General features: G+C 70.0%; 11 protein-coding genes. 7 read left to right on the forward strand and 4 right to left on the reverse strand.

Features of this window, described 5'->3' with window-relative positions; genetic code table 11:
* Positions 1-71 precede the first annotated feature (71 nt).
* Positions 72-623: a hypothetical protein gene (locus tag AC13HU_RS01720; protein WP_483039887.1), complete on the forward strand. Its 552-nt coding sequence runs from the start codon at positions 72-74 to the stop codon at positions 621-623.
* Between the two features lie 188 nt (positions 624-811).
* Here the strand turns inward: AC13HU_RS01720 and AC13HU_RS01725 are convergent, their stop codons facing one another.
* Both AC13HU_RS01725 and AC13HU_RS01730 read right to left on the reverse strand, forming a co-directional pair.
* Positions 812-1,915: an NHL repeat-containing protein gene (locus AC13HU_RS01725; protein ID WP_483039888.1), complete on the reverse strand. Its 1,104-nt coding sequence runs from the start codon at positions 1,913-1,915 to the stop codon at positions 812-814.
* A gap of 55 nt (positions 1,916-1,970) precedes the next feature.
* A complete protein-coding gene (locus AC13HU_RS01730; protein WP_483039889.1) occupies positions 1,971-3,539 on the reverse strand; it encodes a hypothetical protein in 1,569 nt (522 codons plus the stop codon).
* Between the two features lie 65 nt (positions 3,540-3,604).
* On the opposite strand from AC13HU_RS01730, the gene AC13HU_RS01735 reads away from it, so the two are divergent.
* Entirely contained in the window at positions 3,605-3,799 is a 195-nt protein-coding gene (locus AC13HU_RS01735; protein ID WP_483039890.1) for a hypothetical protein, read from the forward strand.
* 307 nt (positions 3,800-4,106) lie between these two features.
* Here the strand turns inward: AC13HU_RS01735 and AC13HU_RS01740 are convergent, their stop codons facing one another.
* Positions 4,107-4,898 carry a hypothetical protein gene (locus tag AC13HU_RS01740; RefSeq protein WP_483039891.1) on the reverse strand — a complete coding sequence of 264 codons (792 nt, stop codon included), beginning with the start codon at positions 4,896-4,898 and terminating at the stop codon, positions 4,107-4,109.
* 357 nt (positions 4,899-5,255) lie between these two features.
* Positions 5,256-5,591, reverse strand: coding sequence for a DUF1565 domain-containing protein (locus AC13HU_RS01745; RefSeq protein WP_483039892.1), 336 nt, complete (start codon positions 5,589-5,591; stop codon positions 5,256-5,258).
* A gap of 166 nt (positions 5,592-5,757) precedes the next feature.
* Between AC13HU_RS01745 and AC13HU_RS01750 the strand changes: the two genes are divergently transcribed.
* The 5 genes from AC13HU_RS01750 to AC13HU_RS01770 all read left to right on the forward strand — a co-directional run bounded on the left by AC13HU_RS01750 (position 5,758) and on the right by AC13HU_RS01770 (position 17,278).
* Positions 5,758-5,991 (forward strand): hypothetical protein, encoded by a 234-nt coding sequence (locus AC13HU_RS01750; RefSeq protein ID WP_483039893.1) that lies wholly within the window; start codon positions 5,758-5,760, stop codon positions 5,989-5,991.
* Positions 5,992-6,391: 400 nt separating this feature from the next.
* The gene (locus AC13HU_RS01755) at positions 6,392-6,520 is read left to right on the forward strand and encodes a hypothetical protein (RefSeq protein ID WP_483039894.1); all 129 of its coding nucleotides are present in this window, start codon (positions 6,392-6,394) and stop codon (positions 6,518-6,520) included.
* A 395-nt stretch (positions 6,521-6,915) separates the two neighbouring features.
* Positions 6,916-8,835, forward strand: a complete 1,920-nt coding sequence (locus AC13HU_RS01760) for a TolB family protein (RefSeq protein WP_483039895.1) — start codon at positions 6,916-6,918, stop codon at positions 8,833-8,835.
* Positions 8,836-9,558: 723 nt separating this feature from the next.
* Positions 9,559-12,954 carry a protein kinase domain-containing protein gene (locus AC13HU_RS01765; RefSeq protein ID WP_483039896.1) on the forward strand — a complete coding sequence of 1,132 codons (3,396 nt, stop codon included), beginning with the start codon at positions 9,559-9,561 and terminating at the stop codon, positions 12,952-12,954.
* Between the two features lie 52 nt (positions 12,955-13,006).
* Complete coding sequence (locus tag AC13HU_RS01770) at positions 13,007-17,278, forward strand: AAA family ATPase (RefSeq protein WP_483039897.1); 4,272 nt, start codon at positions 13,007-13,009, stop codon at positions 17,276-17,278.
* The last annotated feature ends 2 nt before the right edge of the window (positions 17,279-17,280 follow it).

Below are 17,280 nucleotides of genomic sequence, written 5' to 3' on the forward strand. Positions count from 1 at the left end.
ACGCGATGCCCACCCGGGGTTCCACCCGTGGGTTGAGGGGGCGGGGCCCGCCGGAGTGGATGCTCGGTGCCATGACAACCACCGAGTGGATCATCGACATCGTCCTCGTACTGATCGTCTTCCGGCAGATGCGCGAGGAGCGGCTGACGGTCCGGACCGTGCTGCTGCCGCTGGCCATCATCGGCTGGGCGGCGTCCACCTACCTGCACCACATCCCCACCGCGGGGAACGACCTGCTGCTGGCGGGCGTGTTCGCCGCCGTGGGCATCGTCTTCGGTCTGCTCGGCGGTCTGCTCACCCGCGTCCGGCTGGCCGACGGCCACCTGCGGGTTCGCGCCTCCGTGGGTGCGGCCGCCCTGTGGGTGGCCAGCATGGGCTTCCGGCTCGGTTTCGCCGTATGGTCCTCGCACCCTTCCGGCGCGGCCCACGTCACCCACTTCTCGGCTGCGCACCACATCACCAGCGGCCAGGCGTGGGTGGTGGCGCTCATCCTGATGGCGTTCGGCGAGGTCGTGGTCCGGCTGGGCACCATCGTGGTCCGCGGGCAACTCCTGCTCGGCCGCGCGAAGCGGGACGGATCGGCCGCCCCGGCGCCGCAGTCCCGGCCCGTCGTGTACGTCTGACCGAGACAGCGGCTCGGTCGCCACCCCGTTGGGATGGCCCATGACCAGGACCTGGCCGACCGTGGTGCTCCGCGGCCCGGCTTCGGCGTGGGTGGCTTCCCCTTGCCGCCGCGCCCGGCCACCGGGACCCGCCCGACCGCGACGGCGGCTTCTTGGACACACCGTCCACCCGTACCGGCAACCGGGGTTCAGCTCCCGCTCACGGCGATCTTCACGGCGTAGTCGCGCTCGCCTGCCAGGGTCAGGGTGCCGTTGAGGTAGCCGAGCGCCACGGGCAGCGGGCAGGGGAAGCGCTTGGCGGCAACCGGCTTGGTGGCCTTGCACCCCGTTGTGCTGGCGTCCTCCTCGGCTGCGCCGGAAGCGATCAGTTCGGCCTTCCCGCCGTTCAGACGCAGGACGTAGTCGCCGACGGACGAGCCGGGGTCCGCCCGCACCACGTGCACGTAGACCCCACCCGCGCCGTCGGGGGCCATCCAGGAGGGGGACAGGGTGGCCAACGGTCCGTTCACGCCCGGCAGCGTCGGCGGCAGGCTCAGCGCCGACGCCGTCCCCGACGGTGACACCACCTCGACGTGCGCCAGGTCGAACGTCTTGTTGCCACTGGTGGGCGGCAGGTACACCGTCCCGTCCGGCGCCACCGCCACCCCCTCGGTGGAGATCGCCACCTGCCGGCCGTGGGTACCGGCCGGACGCTGGAAGACGCGGGTCAGCCGGCCCGAGGACAGTGACCACAGCGCGCGTCCGTCCGCGATCACCACCGCGCCCGAGCGCGTCACCCCGACCGGCCCCGCGTCCTGCGTCAACCGTGCCGTCGCCGCGGTCTCGACGGCTCCGGCGGTCGCGTCGTCGGCCCGCTTGGCGCTACTGCGCCCCGCCACGACCACCGGTCCGCGCCGGTTGTCGTAGCGCTTGATCTCGCCGTCGTGTCCCCAGTACACCGATCCGTCCGGACCCACGGCGAGGCCGGCCGGCTCCGCTCCCCCGAAGTCGTTCGCGGCGGCGGCGATCTCCGAGACCTTCCCGGCTGGGGTCAACCGCGCCAGCGTGGGGTGCGCCAGCAGATACCCGGAACCGTCCGGCCCGGTCGCGAAGCCCTCGGGGCCGCCGACACCTCCGCGCAGCGCGCTCTGCGCCGCGGCACCGCCGGTGAAGTCGCCGAACGCCGTGGCCTGTCCGGCCTTCGGCGGCCCCGGCGGCCCCGAGTGGCCGCCGCACCCGGCCAGCGCGAGCAGCACGCCGCAGGCGGCGGCCCACCGGACGGGCCCTCGCCCGCGTCCGTGTCCTGCGGTCATGTCCGATCGGTCCCTTCGCCAGTACGGGTACCCCATGATGTCGCGCGGCCCAGTGTCATTCGACGGCAACCGTGCTGGGCGTCCGCCCGATGGTCCCGTCGTCGTAGCCGGCACTCGAATCGGACGTCAGATTCCGCAGGAGGGACCGCTGCTGGTCGCTGAGAGTGCTCTTGGTCCACGTGTCGAACTGGGTCCAGTCCTCGCTGGTCTTCAACGTCACCTTGCCGTCGTGATACCACGAGTACCCGGTCGGCTTCTCCTTGATCTGCCCGGACGCCAGAAGGCCGTTGATCACGGGGACCGACAGGTACTTGTCCTCGTCCAGGTCTCGCTTCTGCGTCGCGTCCGAGACGTCTGACGCGTGACTGGTCGAGAACTGGTACGAGAGCCACGCGCTCCCGCCGCCGTTGACCACGCTGATGCCTGTGTAGATGCCCGATACCAGGGCCCCCGCCTCCGCCGGTGCGGCGATGAACGGGCTCGTCACGCCCCCTGCGATCCAGGCGTACATGGCATCCTGGTTGGCCTGTTCGTCGGCTTTCTGTGCCGGTTTGTACTGCAGGTCGCTCGTGGTGTTGTCGATAGCGCCGTCGAGCCATCCGAGGGTCGTCAGGTACGCCTTCGCCCTGGAGTCGTCGAGTGCCATGGGACCGGTGCCGTGGTAGATACGCACGACATTGGTCATGTTGGCGTGGACGGCTGCCCTGAAGTTGCCGGCCGCCTCGGGGTTGTTGTTCATGAAGCCGTGGAAGAGGAGGTTCATCGCCGCCGGATTGGTCTCGATCTCCGGCTGTCCGTCGTGGTTGACGAAAAAGGTGAACCCCAGGTCCGTCGTCTTCGAGCCGTTGGGGACGGAGTCCGCGAAGTCCGGCACGTAGGCTCCGGCGACGTCGGCGAGGGCGATCCCGAGCGTCTTCGGCAGCGGCTTCTTGCTGTTCTGGTATTCGTCGGCGCCCGCTTGGAAGACGTACGATGCGGCCTTCGTCGCCGCCGTGTCGATGGCCTTGTTACCGCTCCCGCGCTGGGTGGCCGCCAGGATGACCTCGGACGGGAACTTCGAGTCGTCACTGACCCCGGGGGTCTGCCAGTTGTCGTTGACGAGCTGTTGGGCGGCGAACTTGCCGTCCGCGCCGGAGAGCAGGTCGCGGGAAGCTTGCGGGTTCTGCCCGAGCTTGGACAGCACCGCGAGGCTGGGGTCGTTGGCGGCCACGCCCCGGGCAACGTCCTGCTGCTCGGCGATGTTCTTGTTGAAGGCGTCCTCGTGCAGGCCGAGTTCCTTGTACCAGGCGTCGGCCGGGTCGGCCCAGGCGTCGACCGTGCCGAAGCTGATGTTCCCCGGCGCGTAGCTCGGGCGCAGGTTGTCCTTCTGGTCGGCGCGCCAGTGCAGGGCGGCGTCGCTCATGTTCGTCAGGAACGTGGGTTCCCACTTGTCGCCGGACGGGCCGTACTTGACGAGCATGCTCGCCGACCACATGTCGTGGGGGGAGGTGAAGGTCTTTGCGTCGAACTGCGGGAGGTTGCCGTCCTTGCTGAGCCGGGTTGCCGAGGCGAGGTTGTCGCCGAACTGGCCGAGGATCTTGGTGGAGTCGGGGCTGAGGACGGTGCTGCCGTGGGTGCCGTCCATGGCGTTTGAGTTCGAGGGCGAGGTTGGATTCGAGGTCGGCGCCGTCGTTGCCGTAGTAGCCCTGCATGAAGCCGGTGTCGTTCTTGCCCGCTTCGGCCTGGTCGGCGACGGAGTGGATCGCGGGGCGGGTGGCGTCCCATTTCGGGTCGGCGTTCTCGGTCAGCCGCAGCAGGGTGGCGGCCTGGTTGCCAGCCTGCTGCGGGGTGGCGTCCGCGGGCTGGCCGAAGGTGGTGAAGGTGGTGGTGATGAAGTCCTGGTAGTCGCTCTGCTTCGCGTGGCTGCCGCTGAGCGCGCTCATCGCGGCGGTGGCGAAGGTGGTCTCGGTTCCGGTGTGCAGGAGCGGGGCGTAGTACGAGCCGTAGGGCCCCGGTGTCGAGCGGTCGCCCGAGCCGGCCATGAGGGTGTTCTGGAACGCGGTGGTCAGGGCCGGGTCGTGCTGCTTGCCGGCGTAGGAGGCCAGGGACTTGAGGTTGCCGTTCAGGTCGGTCTTGCCCGGGTCCTGGCCCATGGTGGCGAAGACCTGCTGGGTGGCGGCCTCGTTCGGCGAGAGCGCCTGGAGGTCGAGGGTCACGACGTTCTGCGGCAGCCCGAGCGCCTGGGCGTCGAACGGGTCGCCGCTGAAGCTCTGCTTCGGGTCCTTGCCGAACTGGTCCATCCCGGCCGCCCGGGTGGTCTTGACCAGGAAGTCCGTGGGGAAGGTGCCGTACTGGAGCATCGCGGCCCGGTCCCAGGCCACGCTGCTGGAGCCCTTGGGCAGGGCGAGGTGTAGTACGAGACGACCTTGTCGAAGCCCGGCGCCGGGTACCCGGCCTCGGTCGCGGTGCCGAGCGCGCGGCTGTAGACCATCAGGTCGTTCCCGGCGGTGCTGCTGCCGGTGGAGGCGAGCAGCGAGGGCAGCGCGGTGGCCTCCGATGGCGTGAGGTTGGCGTAGAAGGCCGAGCAGTAGTCCGGGTCGTCCTGGTGTGCCAGTAACTCCTGGGCGAGCGTGTGGTACTGGTCGCCGGCCTTGCTGTCGCCGCCGTTGTTGTCGTTGAACTGCTGGGCCAGCTTCTTGCCGTCCGCCCGCGCCCGCGCGGACGTCTCGGTGACCGGCCCCGGGATCTGCACCATGTGCGTGCCCTGCCCGTCGCCCTTGTCCATCGCGGCGGCCAGGTTCTCCCGCCGCTTGAGCTTCGGCGACTGGTCGTCCATCCAGCTGCAGATCGTCAGGAGGCTGCTCAGGTCCTGGGTGTCGAGCCCCTTCGACGCGAACTGGCCCTTGTAGCGCGACGCGACGTCCCGCAGATGCTGCCGGTCACCGTCGAACGACGTGATCATCTGCTTCAGCGCGGTCGGGTCGATACCCGAGAACTCCCCCATTGCGTCCCCCCGTGGGCTTTCGCGGCACCGATCGGTGCCCGCGTGCCATGATCCCATCCGAGCCCCCCGCGCGTTTGTCTGCGGGGGAACCTTGACGTCGCCTGCACGTCACCGGGTGGACCGGACCCATCAGTTACGCGGTCGGGGTCCTTCTGGGTTGCGAGGGAGTGTGCGCCGTTGCTGACGGAAGTGCCCTTCGTCTCGGGCGAGGAGTTCGGCTTGGTTTCAGTCGGGGTGGTGGAGGAGGTAGTCGGTGCCGGGGTCGTCGTGCGACACCCGGTTCACCATCACCGCGGATCGCGCGGCGGTCCCGAACCGTCGAAGGTCGCTTTCTGGCCATATGGCTTCCTCGTCACGCTATGGGCAGGCGGGTGATCGTTGTACCGACAGTCGATACATTGAGACGCCGATGGTGGCGGTGTTGTCGGGTGTCCCCACGAAGGAGACCGGCGCCTGTGGCGTGCCGGAACGGGTCACGGTGGTGGCGCCGTAGTAGGTGCCGCGGGCGAGGTACACGGTTTGACCGGGCAGTACGACGCCCGCGGCCCTCTGGACCGTGCAGAAGGGCTCGGCCTGCGTACCCGGACCGGTGTCCGTGCCATGCGGAGCCGGGCCCACGTAGAGGTCCGTCACCGGTTCGTCCGCCGACGCCGTCAGCGGGGTCAGCCCGCCGATGCCGAGCAGAGCCGCCACGAACAGGAGCGTCCCCGCCTCAAGCCCATCGATCCCACCCCTGAGTCCCCACCCACGCTCCGCAGGGCCGTAGCCGGATCATTTGCGTGGACAGGGCGAGCCTTGCACGGGGCCGCTTCAGTTCACCATGCCGTCTGGAGCTGCGCGGGGCAGACTCTGCCAGTCTATGGGAGAACGGATCGGCCCTGGTGAACTCGCCCAGGCCCGAGCGGACTTCGAGATGGAAATGCGGCAGGAATACGCTGCCGTGCTCTCCTGCGTGAGGGTGCTGTCCGGATTGGCCGTGGTCTGCGAGTGCGGAGTGGTCAGCGCGTCAACGGCGACGGGCTGCCCGGTCGTCGTCGAATTGTCCAAGGCATGGTTTCCCGGCCTCGCGTCCGACGGCAGCGGACTGGTGTAACCGTCGGTCGCTCCCAGATCGGACGCATCGTCAGTCACCGCGGGGCCAGCACTGGGCGGCAGGGCGGTTCCCGCGAGTGTCCGCGTCGGCAAGCCACCGGCCACTCGACCTTGTGGGAACCGGGGACCTACCCGAAGAGGCGAAAGCGCCGGCCCCTTTAGTCATGACATGCGCAGATTGTTCAGTGTGGGGAAAGTGAAATAAGTAAAGAAGATGTCAAGGAAGATCGACCGGCTGTTCACAATCACGTAGGTGCGCTTACCTTCGGTCCGTCTGTGATCGCTGACCGTACGGGTGGAGGCCGGACGGGCGAGGGGGTCCCGTGCGGCCCTGGGGACGCACGCGTCCGTATCGACGCGTGCATCGGCGGATGTGGGTGGGGACGCCCATGGTGCCGGCCGTGACTGCCATCCTGCTCGGTCGGATGGCGACCGAGTCCACTGCCAACGGCGCCGATCCGGCGAAGGTCGGCACGGCGATCGGCGTCGCGACGGTAGTGATTGCGCGGCACCGCTTGAGGTGCGTCTGACCCGGCAAGGGCGGGCAAGTTGCCGGTTCGGCTTGCCGCAACCCGCACGTCCGCGCAGCAGGAGTCGCAGCGGCGAAATCCGTTGATTCCGCCGTCTTCGGGATCAGGGTCCATCAAGGCGTGGGCCCTCTTGCGGTCGGCGGCCGTGCTAGGCGATGGGTACGTGCGGCCGTGAAGTCTTCGAAAATGTGGCCAATTTTGGGATGTAGTGAAATTTTCTCTGATGTAGAGGGTGGAAATTGATGCATCGTGCATTTGCGGGTCGGTTTATCCCGGCCCTGGTGGTGTCCGTGTGCGCCGTGGGGCTTTCCGCGTTGGTAGCCCCGACCGCGCAGGCGACCGCGCCGGGGAATCCGGGTCTGCTGGCGGGATCGAAGGTCATCAACGGTGGCGAGGTGACCACGGCCACGGAGAATCCGGACGGTTCGCGCCTCGTCCTGCACCTGATGCCCGCCGGCAATTCCGATCAGGGCGGGGGTGTCTCCTGGGCGCCCGACGGTACGAGGGTCGCCTACGACAGCGGCGCTCCGGCAGTGGACACCTACCTGCCGAACGGCACTGGCGAGCAGTTCGTCGCCGAGGGCGGGGCCGATCCGACGTACACGATGGACGGCGCCACGATCATCGAGGCGATATCGAGCGGGCCGGACTGGGACCAGTACCAGCTCTACAAGTCCCCGGCCGCAGGCAGCCCGATCGGCCAGCCGGATCAGGAGCCGCCTGCCTGGTTCTCCGAGCCGACGGGCGGGTCGGACCGCTATCCGAGCGTGTCGTCGATGACCGGCGCGGTGATCTTCGAGCACGACGCCGACGGCACCTCGGACATCTGGACCGACCACGGCAACGCCACCGCCGGGCCGTTGATCGTCAACGGCCATCAGCCGGACATCTCGCCGGACGGCTCGTCGATCGCGTTCTACCGCATCGTCAACGGCTACGACCAGCTCTTCGTCCAGGCCGCGGACGGTTCCGGCACCGCGACCCAGGTGACCAGCGGCTCCACCAACCACACCTACCCCAAGTGGACTCCGGACGGACTGGGGCTGGACTACAACGCCAACCCGGGCACCAACTATCTGGACACCGTCGGCCACCACCTCGTGCTGGCCTCGAAGACGGACTCCGTCATCCCGGGCGGCCTGTTCTCGGTGAGCCAGCAGCCCACCGGAAGCTCGCTGCTCGGCCAGGCGTCCCTGTTCCACTCCGTCAACCCCCAGCGTCTGCTCGACACCCGCAACGGCACCGGCGAGGTGACCAAGGGCGCGGTACCGGCGAACGGCACCGTCGCGCTGGCGGTCGGAGACGCCGTGCAGGTGTCGCCCCACTCCCTCACTGCGGCCGTGCTGAACGTCACGGTCACCGGAGCCACCGCCGGCGGTCACCTGGCGGTGTTCCCGGAAGGGGCGGGCCTGCCGAGTACGTCCAACCTCAACTGGTCGACCGGCGAGACCATCTCCAACCTCGTCACCGTCCCCGTGGGCCCTGACGGAGACGTCGACCTGACGAATCAGAGCAGCGGCAGCACCCACGTGATCGCGGACATCCAGGGGTACTACTCCACGCAGGACTCCGGGACGGCGTACACGCCGGTCAGTCCCACACGCATCCTGGACACGCGAAGCGCCGTGGGCGTCTCCACCCGGACTCCGATCGTCGACAGCACCGTCAAACTCGCGGTGCGTGGTAAGGCCGGGGTGCCCGACGACGCCGACTCCGTCGCGGTCAACCTGACCGCGGTGCACACCAGCAGCTCGGGCTACCTGGAGGCGTACCCCGACGGTACCGCCACGCCGACCGTCTCCAACGTCAACTGGAACCGTTCCGGGGCAACTCTGGCCGGGCTGGCCATCGTCCCGATCGGCGCGGACGGCAGCATCGACATCAAGGTCCACGGCACCGCCGACGTACTCGCCGACGTGTCCGGCTACTTCGGCAGTTCGTCGACCGGGCACCCCTACGTGAGCCTCGCGCCGCACCGCATCCTCGACACCCGCCACGCCGTCGGCGTGACCACCACCTCTCCGCTGGCAGGTGGGCACACGCTCGCGTTCCAGGCCGCCGGCGGCACCACCGGCGTCCCCGGCGGAACGAAGGCCGTCGTCCTGAACATCACGGTGACCGGTTCCACCAGCGCCGGACACCTGATCGCCTGGGCCGACGGCGGCACCCAGCCGACCACGTCCAACATCAACTGGAGCAGCGGCCAGACCATCGCCAACCAGGTGATCGTGCCCGTCGGCAGTGACGGCAAGGCCGAGTTGTACGTCAACAGCACCACGCATGTGGTTGCCGACGTATTCGGGTACTACAGCTGATCCCTCAAGGAATCGGCTCCCGCTGATGTCACCCGGCGCGCCCGCAGTCCGCTCGGGCCGCCGGGTAACTGAGAGTCCGAATTCCCCGAACGGCCCTGATCCGGGAAGGAGTTCGTTCCGACCGGGAGGGACGGCTGCTCTCCTCGAACCGGCCCACCGATTCCTCGGCAGGAGCTTTGCAGGACCTCTCCGGGCCCAGGAGACTTGGAATGATCCCGGCTGAAGATTCCCGGGTCGGCTGCGCATGCGGAACTTCGGGACCGCGCATGGTCTGGGCAACAACAAAGTCCCGGCGAGGTCGTGGTCCGGCTGGGCACCATCGTCGTCCGCGGGCAACTCCTGCTCGGCCACGCGAAGCGGGACGGATCGGCCGCCCCGGCGCCGCAGCCACAGCCCGTCGCGTACGTCTGACCGAGACAGCGGCCACCCTGCCCGTACATGGCCCCACGCTTGTTCAACGACAGGACCGAGGGACCACCACGTCGAACTCCTCCGGTCCGTCAGGTGCAGGGAATCTGACGGGCCTCGGCGGAACGACTGTGGGGGGCCGCGCTCGTGCGGCACCATGGTGGGCAACGAGACAGGTGCGGGCTGTGGAAGGCAGATCGATGAGCGAGGTCGAGCCCGTTGGCAGTGCCCACGGGCAGTCATGACTCTCGTCCTGCACGACGAGGGTGACGCGCCACGGCGGCGAGGGCCGAGGGTTTGCATGAGGATGCGGACGTGAGTACGTCCGCGGCGTTCCCGGTGCAGTGGAGCACGGGTGACCTGGTCGACGGGCGTTACCAGTTGACCCGGGTCGTCGGTCACGGCGGCATGGGGATGGTGCACCGTGCGCGGCATCTCGGATGGGGCATCGATCTCGCGGTGAAGTCTCTGCTGCCGACGTATTTCGCCAGGCCGCACGACATGGAGAACTTCGTCGCGGAGGCGAAACGATGGGTGTCCCTGGGGCTGCATCCCAACGTGTGCAGTTGCTACTACGTGCGTGTGCTCGACGGGATCCCACGCCTCTTCTCGGAGTACGTCCGTGGCGGCTCCCTGCGTGAGGCGATCGACGGCGGCAGCCTTTACGACGGCGAGGGAAAGGACGTCACCGCGCGTATCCTGCGCATCGGCAGTCATATGGCACGTGGGCTCGAGTACGCGCACGACCGGGGAGTCCTGCACTGCGACGTGAAGCCTGCGAACGTCCTCCTGGAGGGCGGCGCCGACGGGATCGCGAAGATCACGGATTTCGGGATCTCCGAAAGCCTGGCCGTCGTCCTGGAGGCAACGGCCGGGGGCGCCGGCAGCTTCGTGGCGCCGGGGGGCGGTGGTCTGACACCCGCGTACGCCTCGCCGGAGCAGAAACGGCGAGAACCGCTGAGCACTCGATCCGACGTCTACAGCCTCGCGGTATCGGTGCAGGAGATGTTCTTTGGGGCCGCCGCCCGCGACGCGGTGACCGTCGGGCCCGGCTCGGCTCCGGCCCTGGTGCCGGTCGGAACTCCCGGGAGCGCCGACCGGGGTGTGCCACGGCCGGTGGCGGAACTGCTGGAGCGTTGCCTGAGCGACGATCCGAGTCAGCGCCCTGAGTCGATGGCGGAGGTCGCGGCACGGCTCGAAGCCCTGCACGCGGCGTTCGTGACGGACGAGCCGAAGCTCGTACCGCCCAAGCCGGCGGAACTGCGGGCGGCCGAACACAACAACCGCGCACTCTCCCAACTCGACCTCGGGGACCAGGCCGCGGCCGACGTCGAATTCCGCGAGGCGCTGGAAGCGGACCCGCAGCATCTGGACTCCGCGTACAACAGCGGACTGCTGCGCTGGAGGCGCGGGGAGATCACCGACGCCGATCTGCTCGCGACACTGGGCACCGCGAGCCTGCACGCGGGTCATCCGTGGCGCGTGCAGGTGCTGATCGCGCAGACGCACCTGGAGCGCGGGGACGTGAGCGGTGCGCGGGAGGCCGCGGACGCCGTGGTACGCGAGCATCCCGACGACTCCGAGACGCGGACGCTGGCCCAGGCGCTCGCGTCCGGGACGATCGGCGGCATCGTGGCCGCGCCGCCGACGCCGCTCCCGTGGTACACGGATTCCGAGGCCCGCTTCCCCCCCTTCTACCAGGTGCGCTTCTCCCTCGACGGGAAGCGCCTGATCAGCGGGGACCAGAACGGCTCGACCCGGCTGTGGGACGCGTCCAGCGGTACGTGCCTGCGGAGTTGCGAGAGTGATGCCGGATGGTCGATCCGTGTCAGCAGCCCTGACGGGCGACACGGGTTGGCGCACATCAGGGGCGAGAACATCCGCTTGTGGGACTTCGAGACCGGTCGGTCGCTGCGGCTTCTGCCGCCCGGCGGCTCCGGTGCGGTCTCCGTGCAGCAGATGAGCCCCGACGGTGCCACGGCGTACGCGGTGACCCACGACGGCGAACTGCTCGCCTGGAACCTCCTTCAGGGAACCGCGGTGATCCGTGGCGGGTTGGTCCGGCGGTTCCAGTTCGGCGGCCCGGGCGAGTTCACCGAACTGGCGTGCAGCCCCGACGGCGAGGCCCTGCTGTGCTACCACGGTGACTTCGAGGGCCGCCTGCAGATCCTCTCGCCGTCCTACCGGGACGGCGTGCGCGTACTGGCCGACACGTGTCCGCGGGTGAGAGCCATGGCCTGGGCACCGGACGGCTCCCTCGCCGTCGTAGCCGACGACCGGCAGATCAGCGTGTGGAAGGTGGAGACCGGCCGCCGCGAGCGCCGGCTGCCTGTTCAGGCGGCGATCACGGCACTGTCGGTCAGCGCCGACGCCCGCTGGGCGCTCTCCGGGGAGGAGAGCGGCGCGGTCTGCCTCTGGGATCTCGTGGAGCTTCGCCGTGTCAGTACGTTGAGCGGGTCCCGGGTCGGCGGCGGTGTGTGCGACGTCCGGTTGTCCGCGGACGGGCGCCGCGCGCAGTCGGTGGGGATGGACAACACCGTGCGCGCGTGGACGTTGACGCTTCCGGTCGGCTACCGGGCCACGTTCCAGATCAGCCGGCCCCGCCCCACCGCCGACCTGGGCAGCTTCGGGGACACCGTGCGTGAACTCGTCGCGCGGGCGGACTTCTCCATCGCCGACTCCCGGTACTCGGTCGCTCTCGGGCTGCTCCGCGAGGCGCGCGCGATCCCCGGTCACGAGCGGGACAGCCGGGTGCTGCGGGTGTGGCGCGATCTCGGCAGGCTGCTGCCGCGGACGGGCCTGCGCGCCGCGTGGACGGTGCGCGAGTTGCCGGCGTGGGGCCCGGGCGGCGAGGGCTTCGCGGCGGGCCTGTCCGACGACGCTCGCTACGCGGTGTACGGGACCGGGTTCGCGGCCGGCCTCCGGGACCTGCACGGCGACAAGCCGCTGCGTGAACTGCCGCCCGGCGTCACCGCGCTGGGGCTGAGCGGGAACGGCCGTCGGGTCGTCTGCGTCCGAATGAACGGGAGCATCAGCGAGTGGTCGGTCCCGGCCGGAGAGGAGATCGCCATGTTCCACCCGGTGGACGCCCACTACCTCACCGCGGCCGCCGTCGCCGTCGACGCCGGCCGGGTGGCCGTCGCCCGCAGGGACCACGTACTCGAACTCTGGGACGTGGACCGGAAGCGCCGGATGCGCGTCTTCACCGGCCACACCGACCCGGTCAATGCCCTCTGGATCACTCCGGATCGCAGGACCCTGGCGTCCGCGGCGGTCGACGCGGCCCGACTCTGGGACCTCGACAGCGGCCGCTGCCTGCTCCGCATTCCTACCGGCCACCAGGACTACCCGCGAAGCGTCTGCGTCACCGCTGATCGCGGACTCACCGTGGTGGGCGGGGACGGCGCGATCGGCGCCCGGGTGTGGAACACCGCGGGCGAATGTGTCCGGGAGTTCGCCGGCCGGGACAGCTGTGTCGTCGCCGTTCGCTTCAGCCCGGACGAGCGGTTCGTTCTTGTCGGGGACCTGGACGGCGCGATCACGATCTGGAGCGTGGCGTCCGGCGAGCACGTGCACACCATCGAAACAGGGCAGGACGGAGCGATCGGCATGAATCTGACACCCGACGGTCGATTCCTGCTCGTCGGAGGATTCGGGGGCGACGCACGTCTCTGGGAGTTGGACTGGGAGCTCACCGCCCCTGCTCCGTGAGCGGTCCACCGTCTCGTGCGCAGTCCCCGCCGCGGAGAACGAGGAGAACGCCGTGCACAACGATCTGGTGGTCGCCGGCAGCATTCACGCCGCCCTCGGCAGCGCGGTGATCGGCGAGCTGAACAGTGAACTCCTGCCGCTGGACTGCCAGACATGCGGAGAGGAATTCGTCGCCACCGACGAACCTTCCCTTGCCGTCGACGACGTGGGCGTCGGGGCGTACGCCTCCTTGCACCACCAGTACTGCCGGCCCTCGGAATGGCGCTCCCGTACGCGGGCCGAAGCCGCGAACCTCAGCTTCCACGTGAGCTGGCGCGCGAAGGCACTCGTCTGGCAGGCCGCCGACGAAGCCGTGCTCCTGGTGAACCCGTCGTGCGAAGCGGCAGTCCTGACCCGGGAGGATCCACGAAACTGGCGGAGATCAACCCTCGACCGGTATGTCGCCGCCGGCTTCGTACGCGGGGCCGGGCCCGTCCCGCCGCCCGTGCCACTGCCCGGGCTCGACGCGCGACTTGACCCCGTGCGCGGTGTGACGGTGACGGCGTCGGGCGAACTCCTGGGAAATGTGGAGTGGCACGCCGGAGCGCCCGACACGGTGTTCGGCAAGGTGCATTCCCGTGGCCGGTTCGTCGTCGGGGTGACGACCGCGCTCGACCCCTTTGTCGACTCCGTCACCGAAACACAGCTCGACGAGCTGACGAGGCGCGGTGAGATCGTGTACGCCGCCGCCTCCCTCGGGGTCGAGGCGGAGGAAGCCAAGGAGATTCCCGTCGAGCGCGTGATGGCGCTGCTGGAGATGATTCGACGGGGTACGGGAGTGGTCCCCGACGAGGAGCAACTGGCCCACGCCATGATGCTCCACCGCGGATTTTCGCTGCCCGAGGAGGCGCCGAGGCCGGCCGGCCGGGAACGTTCCGTCCTCGTGCTGCTGGTCACGGGAATCTTCGCGGGAGGCGAGGGGCCGGTGCACGTGATGACGGCCACGGACGCCGCTGCCCGGGAACTCATCGACGCCGGTCAGGCAGCCTTCGGTCGCGTCTTTCCGGTCAGCAGGGTCAGCGAGATGAGCTTCACCTCGGAGCGCCGCATCTCGATCGGGACCTATGCCGAGTTCGCCGACGGCAGGGCCCGGTTCTCCAGCACCTCGACCGGGTTGGCGAGAACCAGGCCACTGGCGCTCGCCGTGGACCCGGTCCCCGAGGACGAGCGCGCGAGCATCCTCCGCCGCTGTGCGCGCCTCGCGGAGTTCGCGCGACCCGGGACGGCCCTACCACATCAGAGCGTTCCCGTCGCGGAGCCGGTCCCTTCTGACGTAGCGTCAACACAGCATCCCGATCGATCCGGCGGGGGGACCGTGCCGTCAGCTGATTCGCCCACGCCCACGCCCACGCCCGCACCCACACCCGGGGTGCCGCTGTCGTACTTCCCGAACGGGACCTTCGATCCGCAAGCGGTCGGTGACCGGGGCGAGCTGGGCGAGGCGCTCGGCAGGGCGGTGCAGCGCTTCAACGGACAGCTCCGGGGCAGCGACCTGCTGCACGTCGTCGCCGAGGGCTGCCTGGCCGGGCGCTGGGCGGGGATCCGGACCGCCCTCGAACTCGCCCTGGTCTCCGGCGCGCGGCTGGAGGACGTACGCGACGTCATCGACGTCTACCACCCCACCGGCGCGGGCGGAGCCGGATTCGACGGGGCGCCCGGCCGTGTCGCGCCGGAGCTGCTCGCCGCTCTGTCGGAGGTCGCCGACGCCTTCACCCGGGGCGGCTCCGGCCTGCGCCCCGTCGGCCTCGAACTGCTGCTTGCCTGTGTGCTCGACCGCCCGGACGCGCTGGACCGCGAGCACCTCACCATCCTCGACTTCCCGGCCGCCGCGGAGGCGCTGCGGCGACGGGTACGGCTGAGCACCGAGCCGCTGCCGAGCCTGTGGGACGAGACCTCGGGGCGGTTGCGCTCCGAGGTGTTCACCGTGGACGCGTGGGCCGTGCTCGAACACGCCACGCAGATCGCCGCGGACCTCGGCTACGACATGGTGCTGACCCCGCACTGCCTGCTCGCGCTGCTCACCGAGACCGAGGGGCTCGCCGACCGCGTCCTGCGGCGCCAGTTACCGCCCCAACTCGGTGTCACGAAAGCCGCGGAGAGCATCGCGGGCGCCTTCCGGCTGCTGGAGCGCGGGCGGGACACCGTTCCCCAACTGCACCGTGACGAGATCGGTGCCTCGCTCGGCGACCTGCTGCGGGCGGCGCAGTCGGAGTCCACGGTGTGGTGCGCCGCCGACCAGGTGGACGTGCCGTACCTGCTGCTCGCCGTCCTGCGGAACCCGTCGGAACGCCTCGCCGCCGTGCTGCGCGCCGAACCCCTCCTGCTGGACCTCGGCCGGCTGCGCGACCACCTGCTGGAGGCGATGCGCGAGTCACGGGGCGCGCCCCCGCGTGAGGTCGCCTACAAACTGCCCTCCTCCCTGCCGCCCGCGGAGGACCTCACATGGCTCGCGCGCACCGGCGCGTTCCCCGAGGCACGCCACCTCGACGGGTACTTCGAAGCCCTGTGCCGCGCCCTGCACCGGAGTACGGACCACCACGTGCTGATCACCGGCCTGCCCGGGGTCGGACGCACCACCCTGCTGCGCGAGCTGGCACGCCGGGCCGCCACGGGGGAGATCCCCTTCCTGCGCCGCAAGCGTTTCGTGCGCGTGGACTGCCGCGGCGTGGCCCCCGCGCAGAGCGAGAAGCAGCTGACCGCCTTGATCGGCGTCGCCGGCGGACGTACCGACGTGGTGGTCTGCGTGGACGGGCTCGGTTCGCTGCTGCGCGGACCGGACGGCACGCGGCACGACCTCCTGCTGCACAGTGCTCTCGTCGAGGGCAAGCTTCACCTCGTCGGGGTCATGACCGGCCACGACTACGAGGACCTGATCGGCACCGACCGCGAACTGCTCGAACTGACCACCCGGATCGAGATGGCCGAGCCGGACCGGGCCGCCGCGTCGGACATGGCCCGGCAGGCGGCGGACGAGATGGCCGGCCGGTTCGGCGTCGAGGTCTCCGACGCCGCCGTGCGCCGGGCGGTGGTCCTCGCCGGGGACTTCGTCCGGAGCCACCACTTGCCCCAGTCCGCGGTCAAGGTGCTGCAGCGCGCGTGCGAGAACCAGGACTACGACCGGGCCCACGCGGATGCCGGCGCCCCGGCCGGCGTCGGCGCCGACGAGGTGGTGCGCGCCGTCGCCGAGCTGTCGGGACTACCAGTCGGCCAGCTCGGGGGCGTCGACCAGGCTCTTGACTACGAGGGCCTGCTCGGGGACCGCGTGCTCGGCCAGGACGAGGCCGTGGGTGCGCTCGCCCAGGAACTGCGGCGGATCAAGTCGGGCCTGGCCGCCGTCACTCCCGGCCCCGCCTCGGTGATGCTGTTCGCCGGACTGACCGGTGTCGGCAAGACCGAGCTGGCCAAGGCGGTCGCGGACCTCTATTCGGCGTCGAAGCGCCTGCGGACGTATCCGATGGGGAACTTCACCGAACCGCACAGCGTCTCCGCGTTCCTCGGTTCGCCGCCCGGCTACGTCGGCCACGGGAGCGGCGGCCGGCTGATCAACGAGCTCAACGCGGACCCGTACTGCGTCGTCCTGCTGGACGAAGCGGAGAAGGCGCATCCCGAGGTCCTGCGTCCCTTTCTGAACCTGTTCGACGAGGGGTGGATCGTCGACCAGCGCGGGGTGAAGGCGTACGGCGACCGGGCGATCTTCATCCTGACCTCCAACGCCGGCCACGAGGCGATCGCGCAACTCCCCGGTGACGCGTCGCAGGAGGAGAGCGCCGCCGTCGTGCGCGCTGCTCTGCGCGAGATCCGCACCGGCCGGAACGAGCCCGTGTTCAGCTCCGAACTGCTCGCGCGGATCAGAAGAGTGGTGGTCTTCCGGCCGCTGGACCTCGCGGCCATGGAGGGCATCTGCCGGCAGGTGATCGACCGGCAACGGTTGTTCTGGCGGGAGCGGCGGGACAAGGAACTCGTCGTCGCCGAGGAGATCGTCCAGTACGTGGCGCGGACCGGGCACCGGCTCAACACGCAGGCGGGCGGCGGGGAAGGGGGGCGGATCATCGCGAAGACACTGGGCGAGATCGTGGAGGACCCGATCACGCTCGCGGAGCGCGACCGGCCCGCCGAGTTCCAGGCGTGCGACACGATCGAGCTCCGCTTCGATCCCGCGGCCCCGCAGGTCGGGGTCCGCCTGCACACCAACGGGGGCGATGGGGCGAGCCGCGTTCCGGGTTCCGCGCCGGGGCAGCGGCCGGGCGGAGCATGCCCGTTGCCCTCCGTGCCCGGGGGAGGGTGACG

It is taken from the genome of Streptomyces sp. NH27 (genome assembly GCF_056859195.1).

Coding starts and splice junctions, on each gene's coding strand:
- AC13HU_RS01720 (WP_483039887.1), top strand. CDS start 72: ATGACAACCACCGAGTGGATCATCGACATCGTCCTCGTACTGATCGTC.
- AC13HU_RS01725 (WP_483039888.1), bottom strand. CDS start 1,915: ATGACCGCAGGACACGGACGCGGGCGAGGGCCCGTCCGGTGGGCCGCC.
- AC13HU_RS01730 (WP_483039889.1), bottom strand. CDS start 3,539: ATGGACGGCACCCACGGCAGCACCGTCCTCAGCCCCGACTCCACCAAG.
- AC13HU_RS01735 (WP_483039890.1), top strand. CDS start 3,605: ATGAAGCCGGTGTCGTTCTTGCCCGCTTCGGCCTGGTCGGCGACGGAG.
- AC13HU_RS01740 (WP_483039891.1), bottom strand. CDS start 4,898: ATGGGGGAGTTCTCGGGTATCGACCCGACCGCGCTGAAGCAGATGATC.
- AC13HU_RS01750 (WP_483039893.1), top strand. CDS start 5,758: ATGGGAGAACGGATCGGCCCTGGTGAACTCGCCCAGGCCCGAGCGGAC.